We start from the raw sequence: 19,698 nt of genomic DNA on the forward strand, positions 1-19,698 counted from the left end.
AGGGGATGACCAGCCACGACGTCGTCAGCCGCGTGCGGCGCCTCGCCGGCACCCGCAAGGTGGGCCATGCCGGCACCCTCGACCCGATGGCCACCGGCCTGCTCCTGCTCGGCGTCAACGATGCGACCAGGCTCTTGCACTACCTCGTCGGACTCGACAAGGAGTACACGGCGACGATCCGGCTCGGGTGGGGCACGACGACCGACGACGCCGAGGGCGAGCCGCTCACGCCCGCGTCTGCCGAGACCGTCGCGGGCGTCGACGACACCGCCATCTCGAACGGCATTCGCGACCTCACGGGTGACCTCGAGCAGGTGCCGAGCTCGGTGAGCGCGATCAAGGTCGACGGAAAGCGCGCCTACCACCGCGTGCGGGGCGGCGAGACCGTCGAGCTCGCGGCGCGGTCCGTGCGGGTCAGCGAGTTCGAGCAGCTCGCCGTGCGGCGCGACGGGGCCTCGATCGACGTCGACGTGCGGGTCGCGGTCTCCTCGGGCACCTACGTGCGGGCGCTCGCGCGCGATCTCGGTGCAGCGCTCGGCGTCGGCGGGCACCTGACGGCGCTGCGGCGCACGCGGGTGGGCCGGTTCCCGGTGACGGATGCCTCGGCGCTCGAGCCGCTCGACGTCGCCGCGACGATCGTCGGCGCAGCCGACGCGGCGCGGTCGGCGCTGCCGGTCGTCGAGCTCGACCCTGCGGCAGCGATCGACCTCGGCCACGGCAAACGCATCGCAGCCCCGGCGGACGCCCCCGCGGCGACACCGATCGCGGCGATCGTCGGCGACCGGCTCGTCGCCGTCGTCGAGCGTCGCGGCGACCAGTTCCGGGTGCTCACGGGCTTCCCGGACGGAGGCGCCGCATGATCGACTGGTTCACCTGGGTCCAGATCGGCGTGGCGGTGATCGCCGGCCTCGTGTGCCTCGGGCTCGGGTTCGCCGGGCGCGTACCGAGCGACGTCTCGATCGGCGCCCTCGCGGTGGTCGAGGCGCTGCTCCTCGTCCAGGCGGTGATCGCGATCGCGGCGCCCGCGTTCGGCAACGTGCCGACCGGCAGTGTGCTCGAGTTCGTCGTCTACCTCGTCGGCGCGCTGTTGCTGCCGCCGGCCGCCGGCTTCTGGGCGCTCCTCGAACGCAACCGATGGTCGACCGTCGTCCTCGGCGTCGCGGCACTCGCCGTCGCCGTCATGGTCTACCGGATGATGCAGATCTGGACCGTGCAGCAGGCGTGACCCGCCGGAAACCCCGCCACCGTTGATGCGTGACGCCCGGGCCACCGAAATGCCGAGCCCGGGCCACGTGAATGAGAGAATCGAACGTCATGACCTCCGCACGCCCGTCCACCGCGAACGAGACCCGCCGACCCCGCCGCATGAGCGGCGTCGGACGCGTCCTCATCGCCGTGTACGGCGTGCTCGCGCTCGCGGCCGTGGGGCGCTCGCTCGTGCAGATCGTCGAGAAGTTCGACGAGGCGCCGCTCGCGTATGCGCTGTCGGGGCTCGCCGCGGTGGTCTACGTCGTCGCCACGATCGCACTCATCGCCCCGGGCCGCGCGTGGTATCGCGTCGCCTGGGCGACCATCGTCTTCGAGTTCGCCGGGGTGCTCGTGATCGGCACGTTGAGCGTCGTGCTGCCCGAGCTCTTCCCGCACGACACCGTGTGGTCGTGGTACGGCCGCGGCTACCTGTTCATCCCGCTGGTGCTCCCGGTGCTCGGCATGTGGTGGCTCGCGAAGCACCGCCCAGGAGTCTCCGACACCGCGGGCGGCGCCCGGTGAGGACCTTCGAAGGGCTGGCTTCGGTGCCGGCCGGATTCGGGCCGTCGGCGGTCACGATCGGCAAGTTCGACGGGGTCCACCAGGGCCACCGGGCGGTCATCTCGGAGCTCCGCGCCGTCGCCGAGGCGCGCGACCTCCGCTCCGTGGTCGTGACGTTCGATCGCAACCCGCTCGCGCTGCTCGCGCCCGACCGCTGCCCCGACGCCCTTGTGAGCGTCCGGCAGAAGCTGGGGCTGCTCGCGACGACGGGACTCGACGCCGCGCTCGTGCTGCCCTTCGACCGGGCGCTCGCGAGTCTCGCACCCGAGGAGTTCGTGCGGCGCGTGCTCGTCGACACGCTCGGCGCGCGCGCGGTGCTCGTGGGCGCCGACTTCCGGTTCGGCGCGCGAGGGGCCGGCGACGTCGCCCTCCTCGAGCGGCTGGGCGGCGAGCTCGGCTTCGCGGTCGAGCTCATCGGGGATGTGCGACCCGAGGGGGAGCGGCGGGTGTCGTCCACCTGGGTCCGCGAGCTCCTGGCGGAGGGTGACGTCCGGCACGCCGCTCGTCTGCTCGGGCACGCGCCGACGGTGTCGGGCATCGTCGTGCACGGCGCCGCGCGCGGCCGTGAGCTCGGATTTCCGACGGCCAACCTCTCGCCCGACTCGGAGGGGCTCATCCCCGCCGACGGCGTGTACGCGGGCTGGCTCAGCGACGCGGGCACGCGGTACCCGGCCGCGATCTCGGTGGGCAACAACCCGACGTTCGAGGGTGTGCCGCGCAAGCAGGTCGAGGCGTACGTGCTCGACCGCGAGCTCGACCTCTACGACCGGCTGGTCGAGGTCGAGTTCGTGGACCGGATCCGCGGCATGATCGCGTTCGACAGCATCGATGCGCTGATCGCACGCATGCGTGACGACGTCGACGTCGCGCGAGAGCTCCTCGAGTGAGGCGACCGGGTCGGCCCGTCGACGCACGCAATCCGGCCCCGCTCTGGGCGGGGCGTACGCTCGCGCTCATCGGCATCGTGCTCGTCGCGTTCAACCTGCGCTCGGCGGTCGCGTCGCTCTCGCCGATCCTCGCCGAGCTCGAGGCCGATCTCGAGCTGAACTCGGTCGTGGTCGGCGTGCTCGGCATGCTGCCCCCGCTCTGCTACGCGGTGTTCGGCATCAGCACGCCGCTGCTCGCGAAGCGATTCGGGTTGGAGGCGACGCTCGTCGTGGCCCTCGCCGCGCTCACCGTCGGGCTCGCGGGCCGCGGGCTCGCGCCCGATGCCGTGATGCTGGTGCTTGCGAGCGCGGTGACGTTCGCGGCGATCGGCGTCGGCAACGTGCTGCTGCCGCCGCTGGTCAAGCGGTACTTCCCGGACCGCATCGGCCTCATGACCACGGTCTACGCGACGGCGATGTCGATCAGCACCTTCGTGCCTCCGCTCGTGGCGGTGCCCGTGGCGGAGGCGACGCACTGGCGGGTGTCGCTCGGTGAGTGGGCGGCGATCGCGGCACTCAGCCTGATCCCGTGGATCGCGCTGCTCGTGCATCCGTCACGCCGGGGCGGCCGGGCGGCGCCCGAGGAGGCGGCGCCGTCGCAGCTGGGGCGCGCGGCGCGCTCCCCGCTCGCCTGGGCGCTCACGACGATCTTCGCGGTGTCGGCGCTGAACGCGTACACGCTCTTCGCGTGGCTGCCGACGCTGCTGCACGACACGGCGGGGACGAGTCATGCCGAGGGCGGAGCGCTGCTCTCGCTCTACGCCGCGATGGGCCTGCCGACGAGCATCCTCGTCCCGCTGCTCGCGGCACGGTACGGCCGGATCGGGGTGCTCATCGTGGCCTCCGTCGTGTCGCTGGTGCTCGGCAATGCGGGCCTGCTGTTCGTCCCCGGCGTCGCGACGTGGCTCTGGGTGGCGCTAGCCGGCCTCGGGCCGTTGCTCTTCCCGCTCGCGCTGGTGCTCATCAATCTGCGAACCCGTACCCATTCGGGCTCGGTGGCGCTGAGCGGGTTCGTGCAGTCGGCGGGGTACCTCCTGGTGGCCGCCGGCCCGCTGGTGATCGGCGCCGTGCACGAGTGGACCGGGGGCTGGACCTGGCCACTCGTGATCCTGCTCGTCTCGGCGGTGCCGGCGGCGGTGGCCGGGTTCGTCGTCGCGCGGCCGCGTTACCTGGAAGACGAGCGCGCCTGACGACGGCCGACTCGCGCCGGCTCGCGCCGACTCGCGCCGGCTCGCGCCCGGTCAGCCCGTCGGCTGCGGGCGGTGCACGAGCGCGCCCGCGCCGATGAGCGGGCCCTCGTCCGAGAGTCCCGAGGGCTCGATCCGCGTGCGCTGCACGAAGTCGAACTCCGTGCGCTCCGCGAGGGCGGCGCGGGCGTGGTCGAAGAGCGCGGGGGAGACGCGGGAGAAGCCGCCGCCGATGGCGACGAGGTCGAGGTCGACGAGGTTCGTCGCGGACGCGATCGCGCGACCGATCGCGGTCCCGGATCGTTCGACGGCGGCGATCGCGATCGGGTCGCCGGCCGCGTGCGCGGCTGCGAGGTCCTCGCCGGTCTCGCCGGTGAAGCCCTGACGTCTGGCCCAGGCGACCGTGCGCGGGCCCGAGGCGATGGCTTCGAGGCATCCGCGCCCGCCACAGGCGCAGGGGTCGTCGAATCCGCCGACCTCGACGTGGCCGATGTGCCCGCCGTTGCCCGACGGGCTGGGCGCGGCAGCGCCGCCGAGCAGCAGGCCGCCGCCGACCCCGGTCGACACGACCATGCCGAGCAGGTTGCGGCTGCCCTGCCCGACGCCGACCCATGACTCGGCGAGCACGATGCAGAGGCCGTCGATGCGCAGGTCGACCGGCACACCCGGGATCAGCGCGGCGACGTCGGCCGCGAGCGGGTGCCCGCGCCAGACCGGCACGTTGAGCGGCGAGATCGTCCGTTCGCGGAGGTCGACGGGCCCGGCCGAACCGATGCCGGCGCCGATCAGGGACCCGCCTTCGGGCAGTGCGTCGCGCGCGCCCGCGACGACCTCGGCGACCGCGAGCCGCAGTTCGTCGGAGGAGGCGTTCGGTCCGGTGGGCCGGCGGTGCCGGCTGCCGGGGAGCAGGGTGCCGCGGTCGTCGACGAGCGCGGCTTCGACTTTGGTGCCGCCGAAGTCGACGGCGAGCGCGATGGGGCTGGGCATACGCACCAGCTTAGGTGCGTGCGCGTTCGCCATGATTGCTCATATGCGCATGAATGGCAGCGAGTGTTGCTGATCGTGGCTCGGCTGCCTACCCTGGTGAGAGCGGAAGGGAGGCGCATGGACGAGATCGACGAGCTGCTCTCGATTCGGGCCGCCGAGCTCTACTACGAAGAGAACAAGACTCAGGACGAGATCGGCCAGGCACTGCGGCTGACCCGCTGGAAGGTCGGTCGTCTGCTCGCCCAGGCCAAGCAGCGCGGCTTCATCCGCATCGAGATCCTGCATCCGCGCGCCCGACGGCTCCCCATCGAGCGCCGCCTCCGCGACGAGCGCGGACTGGTCGAGGCCGTCGTGGTCTCCTCGGCCGGCGTCTCCTCGCCGGAGGAGCTGCAGGCGCGCACCGCCCAGGCGGCGGCCGACTACCTGACCGCGCTCCGGCCCGTCCCGCGCACGCTCGGCGTCAGCTGGGGGCGCACCCTCTTCGAGATCTCGCAGCACCTCCGCAACGGCTGGGCGACAGGCGTCGGCGTCGTGCAGATCAATGGCGGCGTGAGTCTGAACCGCCGGCCGGGTACCGCCGCGGCCACCGCGGTCGGCATCGCGCAGAAGGGCGGCGGCAGCGCGACGCTGCTGCCGAGTCCGGCCATCCTCGAGCAGCTCGCGACGAAACAGGCGATCGAGTCCGACCGCGTCGTCGCCGGGGTCATCGAGCTCGCGCGCTCGGCCGACGCCTACCTCTTCAGCGCAGGAGCCGCCGATCACAGCTCCGTGCACGTCGAGAGCGGATATCTCTCGGCGGCCGACGTCGACCTGCTCGTGCAGAAGGGCGCCGTGGGCGACGTCGTCGGCCGGTACATCGACTCCGACGGCAACATCGTCGACCCGGCTCTCGACGCCAGGACCGTGGGCCTCACGCTCGACGAGCTGCGCGCCGCGCCGCTCTCGGTCGCGGTCATCGCCGGCCCCAGCAAACATCCCGTCGCCGACGCCGTCGTGCGCAGTGGGCTGTGCACGGTCCTCGTCACCGACGAGGCGACCGCACTCCACCTCCTCGACGACTGACCGCGTCGCCACGAACCACCCTCCTCAGAATCGGCAGGCACCAATGACCGGCACCTCACTCGTCACCGCCCGCGAGCGCGCGCTCGCGGTGCTCGGCGGCGAACCCGACGACGCGACGCTCCGTCGCTATCTGCACGGCATCGCGGGCGTCGACGCCGTCGGTCTCGAGCAGCGCGCCGCGGCGCTCGGCACGCGATCGATCAAGACCTCCTCGAAGGCGTGGGCGCTCGATCGCATCATCTCGCTCATCGACCTCACGACACTCGAGGGTGCTGACACGCCGGGCAAGGTGCGCTCGCTCGTCAGCAAGGCGGTCACGCCCGACCCCGCCGACCCGTCGACGCCCCGCGTCGCGGCCGTCTGCGTCTACGGCGATCTCGTCGCGACGGCGGTCGACGCCCTCGGCGGCGCGCACGGCGACCCCGACGACGGCGGCATCGCCGTCGCGGCGGTCGCGACCGCCTTCCCGTCGGGGCGCGCCTCGCTCGACATCAAGCTCGCCGACACGGCCGAGGCGGTCGCCGCGGGGGCCGACGAGATCGACATGGTGATCGACCGGGGGGCGTTCCTCGCGGGCCGGTACAGCCTCGTGTTCGATCAGATCGCGGCGGTCAAAGAGGCGTGCCGCCGCGACGACGGCACGAGCGCGAGCCTCAAGGTCATCCTCGAGACGGGCGAGCTCGTCACGTACGACAACGTCCGCCGCGCGTCATGGCTGTCCATCCTCGCGGGCGGCGACTTCATCAAGACCTCGACCGGCAAAGTCCCGTCGGCGGCCACCTTGCCGGTGACGCTGCTCATGCTCGAGGTCGTGCGCGACTGGCACCTCGCGACCGGCCAGCGCATCGGCGTGAAGCCCGCCGGCGGCATTCGCACGTCGAAGGACGCGATCAAGTACCTCGTCACCGTCGCCGAGACCGCGGGCGAAGAGTGGCTGCAGCCGCACCTGTTCCGTTTCGGCGCCTCGAGCCTCCTGAACGACGTGCTGCTGCAGCGCCAGAAGATCCGCACCGGGCACTACTCGGGCGCCGACTACGTGACGATCGACTGATCGGAAAAGAAGGCAGATCCATGAGCTTCCTCGAATACGCGCCGGCGCCCGAGTCGCGCAGCATCCTCTCGCTCCGCGACCAGTACGGCCTCTTCATCGACGGCGAGTTCGTCGATGGCCGGGGCACCCCGTTCCAGACCATCTCGCCGGCGAACGAGGAGCGCATCGCCACCGTCGCGAACGCGAACGCCGCCGACGTCGACGACGCGGTCGCGGCCGCGCGCCGGGCCTACGACGGCGTGTGGTCGCGTCTCAGCGGCCGCGACCGCGGCAAGTACCTCTTCCGCATCGCGCGGCTCGTGCAGGAGCGCGCGCGCGAGCTCGCGGTCGCGGAGTCCCTCGACAACGGCAAGCCCATCAAGGAGTCGCGCGACGTCGACGTTCCGCTCGTCGCCGCCTGGTTCTTCTACTACGCGGGCTGGGCCGACAAGCTCGACTACGCCGGGCTCGGGCAGCACCCGCGGGCGCTCGGTGTCGCCGCGCAGGTCATCCCGTGGAACTTCCCGCTGCTCATGCTCGCGTGGAAGATCGCGCCCGCGCTGGCCGCGGGCAACACGGTCGTGCTGAAGCCGGCCGAGACGACGCCGCTCAGCGCGCTGCTCTTCGCCGAGATCGTGCAGCAGGCCGACCTGCCGCCCGGTGTGGTGAACATCATCACGGGCGCCGGCGACACCGGTGCAGCGCTCGTCGGGCACGAGGGCGTCGACAAGGTCGCCTTCACGGGCTCGACGGCTGTGGGCCGGCAGATCGCGAAGACGGTGGCGGGCTCGTCGAAGAAGCTGACGCTCGAGCTCGGCGGCAAGGCCGCGAACATCGTGTTCGACGACGCGCCGATCGATCAGGCGATCGAGGGCATCGTGAACGGCATCTTCTTCAACCAGGGCCACGTCTGCTGCGCCGGGTCGCGCCTGCTCGTGCAGGAGTCGATCCACGACGAGGTCGTCGACCGGCTGAAGGCGCGACTGTCGACGCTGCGTCTCGGCGACCCGCTCGACAAGAACACCGACATCGGCGCGATCAACTCGCGCGCGCAGCTCGACCGCATCCGCGAGCTCTCCGACGCGGGCGTCGCGGAGGGCGCCGAGCGCTGGACCGCGCCGTGCGAGCTCCCGGCGAACGGCTTCTGGTACGCGCCGACCGTGTTCACGAACGTGCAGACCAGCCACCGCATCGCGCGCGAGGAGATCTTCGGCCCGGTGCTCTCGGTGCTGAGCTTCCGCACCCCGCAGGAGGCGATCGCGAAGGCGAACAACACGCCGTACGGACTCTCGGCGGGCATCTGGACCGACAAGGGCAGTCGCATCCTCGCGGTCGCCGACGGCTTGAAGGCCGGGGTCGTGTGGGCGAACACCTTCAATCGCTTCGATCCGGCGAGCCCGTTCGGCGGCTACAAGGAGTCGGGCTACGGCCGCGAGGGCGGCCGGCACGGTCTCGGGGCGTACCTCGCGCCGGCCGGTGTCGGCCGGGGCGCGGCCGGCTCGCCCGCGGCGATCGCGGCCGAGGTCGCCGGCGGCACGATCGAGCCGGCATCGGGTGCGGCAGCCGCTCAGCCCGAGGCATCCGCTCGGCCCGCACCGAAGACCACGCGCTCGCGCACGACGACGAAGAACGCGCGCACGACGACGAAGAAGGGGGCCGCCAAGTGACCGCAGCGGACGCCGGCCGGCTGGCCGTGCCCAAGACCTACAAGCTCTACATCGGCGGCGCGTTCCCGCGCAGCGAGTCCGGTCGCACCTATGAGGTCCGCGCCGCCGACGGCGGCTTCCTCGCGAACGCGTCGAAGGCCTCGCGCAAGGATGCCCGCGATGCGGTCGTCGCCGCGCGCGGGGCGGTCGCGGGCTGGTCGGGTGCGACCGCGTACAACCGCGGCCAGGTGCTCTACCGCATCGCCGAGCTGCTCGAGGGACGGCGGGCGCAGTTCGTCGCGGAGATCGAGCAGGGCGAAGGGGTGGGCCGCGACGCGGCCGTCGCGCAGGTCGATGAGGCGATCGATCGCTGGGTCTGGTACGCCGGGTGGGCCGACAAGTTCGCGCAGGTCACGGGCAATGCCAACCCCGTCGCGGGCCCGTACTTCAACATCTCGGTGCCGGAACCGACCGGTGTGGTCGCGATGGTCGCGCCCCAGGACTCATCGCTCGTCGGCCTGGTGTCGGCGATGGCGCCCGCGCTCGTCGCCGGCAATGCCGTCGTCGTGGTCGCGAGCGAGCGATTCCCGCTGTCGGCCATCAGCCTCGCCGAGGTGCTCGCGACGAGTGATGTGCCGAAGGGCGTCGTGAACGTGCTCACGGGCTCACCCGCCGAGATCGCGCCGTGGCTCGCATCGCACGCCGACGTGAACGCCCTCGACCTCGTGGGCGCCGGCGCGCTCGACTGGGTCGACCTCGAGATCGCCGCGGCCGACACGCTCAAGCGGGTCCTGCGACCCGAGTCCGGCCCGGATGCCGCGGCGCCCGCGCTCGACCGCATCGCGGCGTTCACCGAGACGAAGACGGTCTGGCACACGAAGAGCCTGCGTTAGGCCTAGCGCCTCAGCCGCGCCGGCGCCAGCCGTTCCGGGGACGAGCCGGATCGCCTAGGGTCGATCGCCTGAGCCGGAAGAGGCGAGGGACGACATGCGCGTGCTCGTGACCGGCGCGACCGGGTACATCGGTGGCCGGCTCGTCCCGCGCCTCGTCGCGGCCGGGCACGACGTGCGCGTGCTCGTACGGCGCCCCGAGCGCTTGCGGGACGTGCCGTGGTCGGCCGACGTCGAGGTCGTCGAGGGCGACCTGGTGGATTCGGCCGCGGTCGGACGGGCCGTCGCCGGCGTCGACGCCGTGTACTACCTCGTGCACGGCATGGCCGCGGGCGGCGACTTCGAGGCGGTCGAACGCACGGCCGCCCGGAACGTCGCCGAAGCCTCGGCGGCCGCCGGCGTGCGGCGCATCGTCTACCTCGGCGGCCTGCACCCTGATGGTGCGGAGCTCTCCCGCCACCTGCGGTCCCGCGTCGAGGTCGGGCGGCTCCTGCTCGCGTCGGGCGTGCCGACGATCGTGCTGCAGGCGGGCGTCGTGATCGGTTCGGGGTCGACGTCGTTCGAGATGATCCGGCACCTCACCGAGGTGCTGCCGTACATGCCGGCACCGCGCTGGGTGCGGTCGTCGATCCAGCCGATCGCGATCCGCGATGTGCTGCACTACCTGCTCGCCGCGGTCGATGTGCCGTCCGAGGTGAACCGGGCGTTCGACATCGGTGGACCCGACGTGTACCGCTACGGCCAGCTGATGAACGGCTATGCGGTCGAGGCCGGACTGCGGCAGCGCCCCATCGCCGCGCTGCCGGTGCTCACGCCGTGGCTCGCCGGGCAGTGGGTGAATCTCGTGACGCCGATTCCACGGCGGCTCGCCGTGCCGATCATCGAGTCGCTGCAGTTCGACTGCGTGGTGCACGACCGCGACATCGATGCGGTGATCCCCCCGCCGGCCGAGGGGCTCCTGCCGTATCGGCGGGCGGTCCGGCTCGCGCTCGCGCGCGAGCGCGCCGGCGAGGTGGAGACCAGCTGGCGCGACGCGGGGGTGCCGGGAGCGCCGAGCGATCCGCTGCCCAGCGATCCGGACTGGGCGGGCCACTCGGTGTTCGTCGATGAACGCGAGCGGCGCTCGCCGGCGACGCCCGCGGCGCTCTGGGCGGTCATCGAGGGCGTGGGCGGCCAACGCGGGTGGTACTCGTTCCCGCTGGCGTGGGCGCTGCGCGGCTGGATCGACCAGATGACCGGTGGGGTCGGGCTGCGGCGCGGGCGCCGGCACCCGGATCGATTGCACGAGGGCGACGCCCTGGACTTCTGGCGGGTCGAGCGGCTCGATCGTGGCCGTCTGCTGCGGTTGCGGGCGGAGATGCGCGTGCCCGGGCGTGCCTGGCTGGAGCTGCGGGCGGAGCCCGACGGGTCGGGCGAGCGGGTCGGTTCGCGATATCTGCAGCGTGCGGTGTTCTTCCCGAGGGGACTCGCCGGCCGGCTGTACTGGTGGGCGATCCTGCCGTTCCACGGGATCATCTTCTCGGGGATGGCCAACCGGATCACCGCGGAGGCGGAGGCCTCCAGCGGCACGCAGACCACCGGCGTATAACGATCAGGTAACGCCGTGTGCTAGCGTGACGGCACCCGGCAGGCAACGGTGCGTGGCGGGTGGGAAGGCCCGTGCCCGTGTCTCACGCCTCAGTCGCCGTCGTGCTCCGTCGTACCGGCCTCGTGGTCGCCGCCGCGCTGCTCACCGGAGTGCTGATCGCGGCGCAGGTGCCGCCGCGGGTCCAGGCGGGCGATCTGTTCGGGCAGTTGCGGGCACCGGGCGAGGCGGCGTTCACCGTCGGGCATCGTGGCGACCGCGCCTCGGCGCCGGAGAACACCATGCCCTCGCTCGAGCTCGCGATGGACGAGCTCGCGTATGTCGAGACCGATGTGCGTCTCACGCGGGACGGCGTGCCCGTGCTCTTCCACGACGTCACGCTCGAGCGCATCGCCGGGGTCGACGGTCGTATCGAGGAGCTCACGCTCGACGAGGCGCGGCGACTCGACGTCGGCGCCTGGTACGACGACGAGTTCGCGGGCGCCACGATCCCCACGCTGGACGAGTTCCTGGCCGCGCTGGCCGAGCGGCCGGGCGCACGGGCGCTGGTCGAGTTGAAGGCCGGGTGGGATCGCGCCGGTGTCCGCACCGTCGCCGGCCTCATCGATCGGCATAACCTGCGGACCCGGGTGGTGCTGCAGAGCTTCAGCATCGACACGCTGCTCGCCATCCGCGCGGCGTCGCCCAGTACGCCGCGGATCATGCTCACGCGCGAGTTGCCGGCGGATCCGCGACCGCTGGCCGACCAGCTCGACGTGATCGGGTTCGGCACGCCGCTCGCCTCGGTCCGACGCGAGCCGGGAGCCGTCGAACGAGCACACGCGGCGGGGCTCGCGGTGCTCTGTTACACCTTGAACTCCGACACCGACTGGGCCGAGGTGCACCGGCTCGGCATCGACGGCATCATCACCGACGAACCGAGCGATCTCGATGCATGGCTCGCGGTGACGGCGCCGGGCACCTGAGCGTCGAGGAATCGGATCGCCGCGCTCGGCACGCGTCAGCCGCGGTTGTTCGACAGCTCGAAGAGTCGCACGAGCTCGGCGACCGCGGCCTCGCGCTGATCGCCGCCCGCCTCGTACTGGTGCGAGACGTGTGTGCGCAGATGGTTCTCGACGAGCAGTTTGTTCAGCGAGGCGAGCGACTTCTGCACCGCGAGCGACAGCGTGATGATGTCGACGCAGTAGTCCTCGTTCTCGATCATCTTCTCGATGCCACGCAACTGGCCCTCGATGATCTTCGTGCGGTGCAGCGCGCGCTTCTTGATGTCGTCGATCACGAAGAGCAAGGCTACTCCGGCGCGCCTCGATAGCGTTGAGACATGGTGCTCACGCGAACCGTCCGTGCTCTCATCGCGCTCCTGCTCGGCCTCGCGGGCGTACTCGCGCCGGCCGGCGCCGCGCTCGCCGCGCCGGCGGCGCGCGCCGACACCTCGGACTTCAGCTTCGCGTCCTTCGACGCGGTCTACGACCTGTCCGCGGACGAGGACGGCCGGTCGGTGCTGCGCACGACCGAGACGCTCGTGGCGGAGTTCCCGGACGTGGATCAGAACCGAGGCATCCGCCGTGCGATCCCGCTCGACTACGACGGTCACCCGACCGAGCTGCGCCTGATCTCGGTGACCGACGAGACCGGCGCGGCGCGCGAGTACGAGACCGACGAGGACGACGGATACCTCGTGGTGACCATCGCGGACGACGAGTACGTGCACGGCGCGCAGACCTACGTCTTGTCGTACGAGCAGCAGCACGTCACCCATGTCCCGGACGACGCCGAGATCGACGAGTTCGCCTGGGACGTCAACGGGGTCGGCTGGGATCAGCCCTTCGGTGTGGTGACCGCCGAGCTCCGCGTCGATCCCGCGCTCTCCGATCGGTTCGCGGGCCAGGCGGCGTGCTACCGGGGGCCTGCGGGGTCGACGGAGTCCTGCGACGCCATTGAGGCCGGCGGCACGCCGCTCGTCGTCCGCGCGGAGGCCGCTGACCTCGGGCCGCGCGAGAACCTGACGATCGCCGTGGCCTTCGAGCCGGGCACCTTCACGCCGCGCGACGATCGCTTCCTCTCGTCGCCGGCCGCGATCCTCGGCGCGATCGGCGCGCTGCTCGCGGTGGCAGCAGCGGCGGTCGGGCTCGCCCTGCGGTTCACGAGATGGCGCTCCCACCCCGGCAGGGGCATCGTGGTGGCGCAGTACGAGCCACCGCGCGGCGTCACCGTGATGGAGGCCGCCGAGCTCACGGGGCACCCCGACCGCGCCGTCACCGCGACCCTGCTCGGCTTGGCGGTGGACGGCGAACTGCGCGTCATCGAGACCGCGTCGAAGAAGTCGGGCTCGACGTTCGCGGTGGAGTCGACGCCGGCCGGCCCCGATGCGAACGGCCGGGTGGATGCCGACGGTCGCGAACTCGCCCGTCTGCTGTTCCCGGACGGCACGGCGGGGGAGCGGCGTGACCTCGCCACGCGCGATACGGCGCTGGCGCGCAAACTGTACGCGCTGCGGACGGGTGTCCCGAAGCGCGTCGTCGCGAAAGGCTGGCGCACGACGCCCGATGGGGGACTCCGCGCCGTGCTCGCGATCGTCGCGGTCGCCGGCGGTGTGGCGAGCCTCGTGTTCGGGATCTTCGCACTCACCGCCGCCATGGGCGGTGCGTGGCCGCTCGTCGCGCTCATCGTCGGCCTGATCGCGGCGGTCGTGGGCGTCGGCGCGGTCGCCGTGGTCCGACCGTTCACCGAGTCGGGCCGCGCAGTGCGCGACCACCTCGAGGGCCTCCGCGAGTACATCGGGCTCGCCGAGGCCGACCGGCTCAGGATGCTGCAGAGCCCGAGTGGTGCGCTGCGGACGGACACGGCGGTCCTCAGGCTCACCGAGCGGCTGCTCCCGTACGCGGTGCTGTTCGGTCTCGAACGCGAATGGTCGGGCGTGCTCGCCGCGCTGTACGACGAGCGCGGCGAGACGCCGGGGTGGTACGCAGGAACCGACGGGTTCAGCGCCGTCGCGTTCGTGAGCGGTGTGCACAGCTTCAGCTCGTCGGCGACCGCGAGCTGGTCGGGTTCGTCCTCCAGCTCGTCGTCGAGCTCATCGGGCGGCGGCGGCGCGTCCGGCGGTGGCGGTGGCGGCGGTGGCGGCGGCGGCGTGTGACGCCTGAGGCCGGCGCCTGGCACCTGGCGCCTGAGCCGCTAGTCGCTCGCGGGAGGGGCCGCAATCGGGTCGTCGGCGAGGTCGACCCGTCGTTCGGCGTCGATGCCGGCCTGTTCGTCGACGGCGCCGTCATCGATGGGGCGTTCTTCATCGACCTCGGCCGGCTCGGTCTCGTCGAACTCGGTGTCCTGCGCCACCGTGAACTCGTCGTCCTCTTCTGGGGAGCTCTCTCCGCCCGCACGCGCCCGATCGTCCATGGCGCCCATGCTAGGCCTGCGCCGCCACGACCGCACGGATGCGCGGATCGGCGTCGCGGACCGCTAGTATGGAAGGTGCGCCTGACGAATCCGTTCACGGCCCGACGGCGCGGGCTCCGCCCGCGTCATGCTCGGCTTGCCGGCTCTTGATGAGTGAATGCCTGGTGGCTTGGGATTCGCGTACTGCACCTCGTTTCGACGACGCGGGGTGTGCGGTCTCGATCGGCGATCGAGCGTTCGGGCGCACTCGGATCTACCCCGACGACACGGGAGGACTGTGTGGCCCAGACGAGGCAGCGGCAGCGCGCGCGCTCGCGCGACGATGACGCGCCCATCATTCCGATCCTCGCGCGCAAGGTGCGCGAGGTCGAGCAGAAGGCGCAGAAGAACAAACTCGGGCCGACGAACCGGACGAAGTTCCAGGTCATCGCCCTCCTGATGCGCGAGGAGCGGGCGCGAGTGAAGGCCGACCCCGAGATCGGCGACGCCACTCGGGTCGAGCTGCTGAAGCGGCTCGACGGCATCGCCCAGATCCTCGCGAAGACGGCCGCCCGCGACACCAGCCTGATCGCGCTGCTCGAGCCCGACGCCTCCGTCGGGCAGGTCGCGCAGCGCTTCCGTCGTGACTGGCTCATCGAGTCGGGCGCCGAGCTCAGCGCCGACGAGCTCATCATCACGCGCGAGCCCGAACCGGCAGCGGTGCTCGCGGAGAATCAGGTGATCCCCGACTCGGTGCGCGCGTTCCAGCTCGCGAACCCGTTCCGGGCACCCGACTTCGCGGCGGCGCCCGCACCGGCGGTGCCCGTACGACGCCTGGCGAACTGGGAACTGCTCGGCCCGCTGTTCAAGTCCTTCGAGCAGGGTGCGGGTGGCCGGGCGGCCAGCATGGAGCTTCCGGAGGCGCCCGAGGTCGACCGGTTCGCGCCTCGCGGCCTCGAGCTCATGCCCCATCAGGCGAGGTTCGTCGAGGCCGCGCGCCTGGGCCACCGCCGGTTCCTGCTCGCCGACGAGCCAGGACTCGGGAAGACCGCCCAGTCGGTGCTCGCCGCCTCGGTCACCGGCTCGTACCCGCTGCTCGCGGTCGTGCCGAACGTGGTGAAGATGAACTGGGCGCGCGAGGTCGAGCGGTGGACCCCGCACCGGCGCGCGACCGTCATCCACGGCGACGGCGACGACCTCGACGCCTTCGCCGACGTGGTGGTCGTCAACTACGACGTCCTCGACCGGCACATGGCGTGGTTGTCGACGATGGGCTTCCGAGGCATGGTCGTCGACGAGGCGCACTTCATCAAGAACCTCTCGTCGCAGCGTTCGCGAAACGTGCTCGCACTCGCGGAGCGGATCCGCTCGAACGCGCCGGGCGGCGACCCGCTGCTGCTCGCGCTCACCGGCACCCCGCTCATCAACGACGTCGACGACTTCCGCGCCATCTGGCAGTTCCTCGGCTGGATCACGGGGGACAAGCCCTCGCCCGAACTCCTCGGCCGGCTCGAGGCGAACGGTCTGACCCCGGCTGAGCACGGGTTCTACGCCGCGGCACGGCAGACCGTGATCGATCTCGGCATCGTGCGCCGGCGGAAGGTCGACGTCGCGGCGGACCTGCCCGACAAGCGGATCGCCGATCTGCCCGTCGAACTCGACGACGACCTCGGCCGGTCGGTGCGTGCCGCCGAACGCGAGCTCGGACACCGTCTCGCCTCGCGCTTCCGCGCGCTGGTGGAGGCGCGTGGCCTCCGGGTCGGCGACCTCGACGAGGACCAGCGTGACCAGTACGTCCGCGCGGTCGCGCACGCCGAGCTCGAGGAGTCGAAGTCGGCGAAGTCGGGTGAGAACGTGTTCACGATGGTGCGCCGCATCGGGCAGGCGAAGGCCGGCCTCGCGGCCGACTACGCGGCCCAGCTCGCGCGCTCGGCCGGCAAGGTCGTGTTCTTCGCCAAGCACATCGATGTCATGGACCAGGCCGAGGCGGCCTTCGCAGCGCGCGAGCTCCGTACGGTGTCGCTCCGCGGCGATCAGACCGCCGTCGCCCGTCAGGCCGCGATCGACGCGTTCAACACGGACCCCGACGTGCACGTCGCGGTCTGCTCGCTCACCGCGGCGGGCGTCGGCGTGAACCTGCAGGCCGCGTCGAACGTGGTGCTGGCCGAGCTGAGCTGGACGAGCGCCGAGCAGACCCAGGCCATCGACCGCGTGCACCGGATCGGGCAGGACGAGCCCGTGACGGCCTGGCGCATCATCGCTGCGCACACGGTCGACGCGCGCATCGCCGAACTGATCGACGCCAAGCAGGGCCTCGCGGCCAGAGCCCTCGACGGCAGCGACGTCGAGCCGGGCTCGGCGGATTCGGTGCAGCTCGACGCCCTGCAGCACCTCTTGCGGGCGGCGCTCGACGGCGCGCTGTGAGCTGATCGACCGGGTCGGGGCGCACGCTAGACTGCCGCAGGTCGGCGTGCCCCGAGGATGCGGCCAAGCGACGATCCCCATACCCGAGGAGCGACACCACGCATGAAGATCGGCATTCTCACGAGCGGCGGCGACTGCCCAGGCCTGAACGCGGTCATCCGCGGGGCCGTGCTGAACGGCGTCATCACCCACGACACCGAGTTCGTGGGCTTCCGATGGGGCTGGCGAGGCGTGGTCGAGAACGACGTCGTGCCGATCACCCGCCACGATGTGCGCGGACTCGCGCGGCAGGGCGGCACGATCCTCGGCTCGAGCCGGACCAATCCGTTCGAGGGTGAGCGAGGCGGCCCGGAGAACATCCAGCGCACGCTCGACGAGCACGGCATCGACGCGATCATCGCGATCGGCGGCGAGGGCACCCTGACGGCCGCCCGTCGGCTGCACGAGGAGGGCGGCATCAACGTCGTCGGCGTGCCGAAGACCATCGACAACGACCTCGCGGCGACGGACTACTCGTTCGGCTTCGACACCGCGGTCGAGATCGCGACCGAGGCGATCGACCGGCTGCGCACGACCGCCGACTCGCACGGGCGTTGCATGGTGCTCGAGGTCATGGGGCGCCACGTCGGCTGGATCGCGTTGCACTCGGGCATGGCGGGCGGCGCGCACGCCATCCTCATTCCCGAGCAGCCGCAGTCGATCGAGCAGATCACGGAGTGGGTCGAGTCGGTCCGCGATCGCGGCCGTGCGCCGCTCGTCGTCGTCGCGGAGGGCTTCCACCTCGACTCGATGGACGAGGCCCACTCGCACAAGGGTCTCGACGCGTTCAACCGGCCACGGCTCGGCGGCATCGCCGAACTGCTGGCGCCCGAGATCGAGGCGCGCACCGGCATCGAGTCCCGCGCGACCGTGCTCGGCCATATCCAGCGCGGCGGGGCGCCGAGCGCGTACGACCGCGTGCTCGCCACGCGTCTCGGCATGGCGGTCGTCGACGCCGTCTATGAGCGGGCCTGGGGCTCGATGGTGACGCTGCGCGGCACCGACATCGAGACGGTCACGATCGCCGAGGCGGTGGGCAGCCTGAACCGGGTGCCGCAGGCACGGTACGACGAGGCACGGATTCTTTTCGGCTGACCCAGCCTGTCCGGCTGACACAGCCTGTCCTGCGAGCGCGTAGTATCTATCCGGCGCACGCCGTCTCACGCGAACTCCGCAAGGCTCACCGCATGTCCTGTCGGAGAACTTCTTCTCAGAGAAAGACGCCGGTGGATCTCACCCTCATCGTCGTGCTGGTCATCGCACTGGCGCTCTTCTTCGACTTCACGAACGGTTTCCACGACACCGCGAACGCGATGGCGACGCCGATCGCGACCGGTGCGCTGCGCCCGAAGGTCGCGGTCGCCCTGGCAGCCGTCCTGAACCTGATCGGTGCGTTCCTTTCGACCGAGGTGGCGAAGACCATCTCGGGCGGCATCATCCGGGAGGGCGACGACGGGGTGCTCATCACCCCGGAGCTGATCTTCGCCGGGCTGATCGGCGCGATCGTCTGGAACATGATCACCTGGCTCCTGGGCCTGCCCTCCTCGTCGAGCCACGCGCTCTTCGGCGGGCTCATCGGCGCCGCCCTCGTCGGCTTCGGCGTGCAGGCGATCGACTTCTCGGTCGTGCTGTCGAAGGTGATCCTGCCCGCGATCCTCGCGCCGCTCACCGCCGGACTCATCGCATTCACCGCGACGAAGCTCGCCTACGGGATCACCCGCCGGTACGACGGCAAGCCCGACGGCCGCTCGGGATTCCGTCACGCGCAGATCTTCTCGAGCTCGCTCGTCGCCCTCGCGCACGGCACGAACGACGCGCAGAAGACCATGGGCGTCATCACGCTCACACTCATCTCCGTCGGCCTGCAGCCCGCCGGCTCCGGTCCGGAGTTCTGGGTCGTCGTGGTGTGTGCGGTGGCGATCGCGCTCGGCACCTACATGGGCGGTTGGCGCATCATCAAGACGCTCGGCACGGGGCTCACCGACGTCAAGCCCGCGCAGGGGTTCGCCGCCGAGACCTCCACCGCCGCGACGATCCTCGCCTCGAGCCACCTGGGCTTCGCGCTCTCGACGACGCAGGTCGCGTCGGGCTCGGTCATCGGGTCGGGCCTCGGCCGTCGTGGCTCGAAGGTGCGCTGGCGCACTGCCGGCCGCATCGGCATCGGCTGGCTGCTGACGCTGCCCGCCGCGGGCGGCGTCGGTGCGCTCGCGGCCCTGGTGGCGCACCTCGGTCCCGCGGGCATCCTCATCGACACGGTCGTCGGCGTGATCGTCATCGTCGGCATCTTCCTCTGGTCCAAGCGCAGCGAGGTGTCCTCGGGCAACGTCGTGAGCGAGGTCGCCGCGTCGGGCACGGCCGTCAAGATCAAGAAGAACCCGAAGCCGAAGCGGAAGGTCGCACCGTGATCGACTGGATGGCGTTCCTCGTCGTACTCGTGTCCGCGCTCGTCGGCGCGGCGGTCGTGGTGAGCGCGTACTCGCTGGGCGTCCGGCTGCTGACGGTGTCGGGGCGCACCCCGATCGTCACGCCGGCCGAGTTCACCGATGCGATCACGATCATGTCGCCCACCGAGGCCGCACACGCCGCGAAGCGGGCGGCGAAGGCCGCGAAGAAGAGCCCGCTGAGCGCCGGCCAGAAGCAGGCGGCGTTCGTGGGGGCGATCGCGTGCTTCGTGCTCTCGGGGTTCGCGGTGCTGTTCGGCATCTACCTCATCGTGCCGGCGTTGCACGGCGGCTGACCGG

At 71.7% G+C, this 19,698-nt stretch carries 19 protein-coding genes; 16 read left to right on the forward strand and 3 right to left on the reverse strand.

All coding sequences use genetic code 11. The annotated features are described in order from the left end of the window. Positions 1-5: 5 nt before the first annotated feature. From truB to QU602_RS08350, 5 genes are all read left to right on the forward strand, one after another. On the forward strand, positions 6-860 hold the full coding sequence (gene truB, locus QU602_RS08330) for a tRNA pseudouridine(55) synthase TruB (protein ID WP_373692921.1): 855 nt from the start codon (positions 6-8) through the stop codon (positions 858-860). After that, positions 857-1,225 carry a hypothetical protein gene (locus QU602_RS08335; RefSeq protein ID WP_308799802.1) on the forward strand — a complete coding sequence of 123 codons (369 nt, stop codon included), beginning with the start codon at positions 857-859 and terminating at the stop codon, positions 1,223-1,225. The genes truB and QU602_RS08335 overlap by 4 nt, the downstream gene beginning before the upstream one ends. An 89-nt stretch (positions 1,226-1,314) precedes the next feature. Beyond that, a complete protein-coding gene (locus QU602_RS08340) occupies positions 1,315-1,770 on the forward strand; it encodes a hypothetical protein (RefSeq protein WP_308799803.1) in 456 nt (151 codons plus the stop codon). Continuing rightward, on the forward strand, positions 1,767-2,696 hold the full coding sequence (locus QU602_RS08345; protein ID WP_308799804.1) for a bifunctional riboflavin kinase/FAD synthetase: 930 nt from the start codon (positions 1,767-1,769) through the stop codon (positions 2,694-2,696). Before QU602_RS08340 ends, QU602_RS08345 begins: the two co-directional genes overlap by 4 nt. After that, positions 2,693-3,925, forward strand: a complete 1,233-nt coding sequence (locus QU602_RS08350; RefSeq protein ID WP_308799805.1) for an MFS transporter — start codon at positions 2,693-2,695, stop codon at positions 3,923-3,925. The genes QU602_RS08345 and QU602_RS08350 overlap by 4 nt, the downstream gene beginning before the upstream one ends. Positions 3,926-3,976: 51 nt before the next feature. Here the strand turns inward: QU602_RS08350 and QU602_RS08355 are convergent, their stop codons facing one another. After that, a complete protein-coding gene (locus QU602_RS08355) occupies positions 3,977-4,909 on the reverse strand; it encodes an ROK family protein (protein WP_308799806.1) in 933 nt (310 codons plus the stop codon). 117 nt (positions 4,910-5,026) lie between these two features. On the opposite strand from QU602_RS08355, the gene QU602_RS08360 reads away from it, so the two are divergent. From QU602_RS08360 to QU602_RS08385, 6 genes are all read left to right on the forward strand, one after another. Beyond that, a complete protein-coding gene (locus tag QU602_RS08360; RefSeq protein ID WP_308799807.1) occupies positions 5,027-5,971 on the forward strand; it encodes a sugar-binding transcriptional regulator in 945 nt (314 codons plus the stop codon). 43 nt (positions 5,972-6,014) lie between these two features. Next, positions 6,015-7,022, forward strand: coding sequence for a deoxyribose-phosphate aldolase (gene deoC / locus QU602_RS08365; RefSeq protein WP_308799809.1), 1,008 nt, complete (start codon positions 6,015-6,017; stop codon positions 7,020-7,022). A gap of 20 nt (positions 7,023-7,042) precedes the next feature. Beyond that, the gene (locus tag QU602_RS08370; protein WP_308799810.1) at positions 7,043-8,668 is read left to right on the forward strand and encodes an aldehyde dehydrogenase family protein; all 1,626 of its coding nucleotides are present in this window, start codon (positions 7,043-7,045) and stop codon (positions 8,666-8,668) included. Further along, on the forward strand, positions 8,665-9,540 hold the full coding sequence (locus tag QU602_RS08375; protein ID WP_308799811.1) for an aldehyde dehydrogenase family protein: 876 nt from the start codon (positions 8,665-8,667) through the stop codon (positions 9,538-9,540). Before QU602_RS08370 ends, QU602_RS08375 begins: the two co-directional genes overlap by 4 nt. Positions 9,541-9,634: 94 nt before the next feature. Continuing rightward, positions 9,635-11,125 carry an SDR family oxidoreductase gene (locus QU602_RS08380; protein WP_308799812.1) on the forward strand — a complete coding sequence of 497 codons (1,491 nt, stop codon included), beginning with the start codon at positions 9,635-9,637 and terminating at the stop codon, positions 11,123-11,125. A 77-nt stretch (positions 11,126-11,202) separates the two neighbouring features. Then, positions 11,203-12,087 carry a glycerophosphodiester phosphodiesterase gene (locus tag QU602_RS08385; RefSeq protein ID WP_308799813.1) on the forward strand — a complete coding sequence of 295 codons (885 nt, stop codon included), beginning with the start codon at positions 11,203-11,205 and terminating at the stop codon, positions 12,085-12,087. A gap of 35 nt (positions 12,088-12,122) precedes the next feature. On the opposite strand, the gene QU602_RS08390 is transcribed toward QU602_RS08385, so the two are convergent. After that, positions 12,123-12,401, reverse strand: a complete 279-nt coding sequence (locus tag QU602_RS08390; protein ID WP_308799814.1) for a metal-sensitive transcriptional regulator — start codon at positions 12,399-12,401, stop codon at positions 12,123-12,125. Positions 12,402-12,443: 42 nt separating this feature from the next. Between QU602_RS08390 and QU602_RS08395 the strand changes: the two genes are divergently transcribed. Beyond that, positions 12,444-14,258, forward strand: a complete 1,815-nt coding sequence (locus tag QU602_RS08395; RefSeq protein WP_308799815.1) for a DUF2207 domain-containing protein — start codon at positions 12,444-12,446, stop codon at positions 14,256-14,258. 38 nt (positions 14,259-14,296) lie between these two features. Here the strand turns inward: QU602_RS08395 and QU602_RS08400 are convergent, their stop codons facing one another. Then, positions 14,297-14,515 (reverse strand): hypothetical protein, encoded by a 219-nt coding sequence (locus tag QU602_RS08400; RefSeq protein ID WP_308799816.1) that lies wholly within the window; start codon positions 14,513-14,515, stop codon positions 14,297-14,299. Positions 14,516-14,794: 279 nt separating this feature from the next. On the opposite strand from QU602_RS08400, the gene QU602_RS08405 reads away from it, so the two are divergent. From QU602_RS08405 to QU602_RS08420, 4 genes are all read left to right on the forward strand, one after another. Then, positions 14,795-16,918, forward strand: coding sequence for a DEAD/DEAH box helicase (locus QU602_RS08405; protein ID WP_308799817.1), 2,124 nt, complete (start codon positions 14,795-14,797; stop codon positions 16,916-16,918). A 102-nt stretch (positions 16,919-17,020) separates the two neighbouring features. Then, the gene (locus QU602_RS08410; RefSeq protein WP_308799818.1) at positions 17,021-18,052 is read left to right on the forward strand and encodes a 6-phosphofructokinase; all 1,032 of its coding nucleotides are present in this window, start codon (positions 17,021-17,023) and stop codon (positions 18,050-18,052) included. A gap of 131 nt (positions 18,053-18,183) precedes the next feature. Then, positions 18,184-19,362, forward strand: coding sequence for an inorganic phosphate transporter (locus QU602_RS08415; RefSeq protein WP_308799819.1), 1,179 nt, complete (start codon positions 18,184-18,186; stop codon positions 19,360-19,362). Further along, on the forward strand, positions 19,359-19,694 hold the full coding sequence (locus QU602_RS08420) for a peptidase (protein ID WP_308799820.1): 336 nt from the start codon (positions 19,359-19,361) through the stop codon (positions 19,692-19,694). Before QU602_RS08415 ends, QU602_RS08420 begins: the two co-directional genes overlap by 4 nt. Positions 19,695-19,698 lie beyond the last annotated feature (4 nt).

It is taken from the genome of Agromyces protaetiae (genome assembly GCF_030866785.1).
Lineage (GTDB): Bacteria > Actinomycetota > Actinomycetes > Actinomycetales > Microbacteriaceae > Agromyces > Agromyces silvae.

What these genes read in the sequence shown, in the direction of transcription:
- QU602_RS08410 (WP_308799818.1), top strand. Translation starts at nt 17,021, where the DNA reads ATGAAGATCGGCATTCTCACGAGCGGCGGCGACTGCCCAGGCCTGAAC.
- QU602_RS08370 (WP_308799810.1), top strand. Translation starts at nt 7,043, where the DNA reads ATGAGCTTCCTCGAATACGCGCCGGCGCCCGAGTCGCGCAGCATCCTC.
- QU602_RS08340 (WP_308799803.1), top strand. Translation starts at nt 1,315, where the DNA reads ATGACCTCCGCACGCCCGTCCACCGCGAACGAGACCCGCCGACCCCGC.
- QU602_RS08380 (WP_308799812.1), top strand. Translation starts at nt 9,635, where the DNA reads ATGCGCGTGCTCGTGACCGGCGCGACCGGGTACATCGGTGGCCGGCTC.
- deoC (WP_308799809.1), top strand. Translation starts at nt 6,015, where the DNA reads ATGACCGGCACCTCACTCGTCACCGCCCGCGAGCGCGCGCTCGCGGTG.
- QU602_RS08400 (WP_308799816.1), bottom strand. Translation starts at nt 14,515, where the DNA reads ATGGACGATCGGGCGCGTGCGGGCGGAGAGAGCTCCCCAGAAGAGGAC.
- QU602_RS08355 (WP_308799806.1), bottom strand. Translation starts at nt 4,909, where the DNA reads ATGCCCAGCCCCATCGCGCTCGCCGTCGACTTCGGCGGCACCAAAGTC.
- QU602_RS08335 (WP_308799802.1), top strand. Translation starts at nt 857, where the DNA reads ATGATCGACTGGTTCACCTGGGTCCAGATCGGCGTGGCGGTGATCGCC.
- QU602_RS08360 (WP_308799807.1), top strand. Translation starts at nt 5,027, where the DNA reads ATGGACGAGATCGACGAGCTGCTCTCGATTCGGGCCGCCGAGCTCTAC.
- truB (WP_373692921.1), top strand. Translation starts at nt 6, where the DNA reads ATGACCAGCCACGACGTCGTCAGCCGCGTGCGGCGCCTCGCCGGCACC.
- QU602_RS08395 (WP_308799815.1), top strand. Translation starts at nt 12,444, where the DNA reads ATGGTGCTCACGCGAACCGTCCGTGCTCTCATCGCGCTCCTGCTCGGC.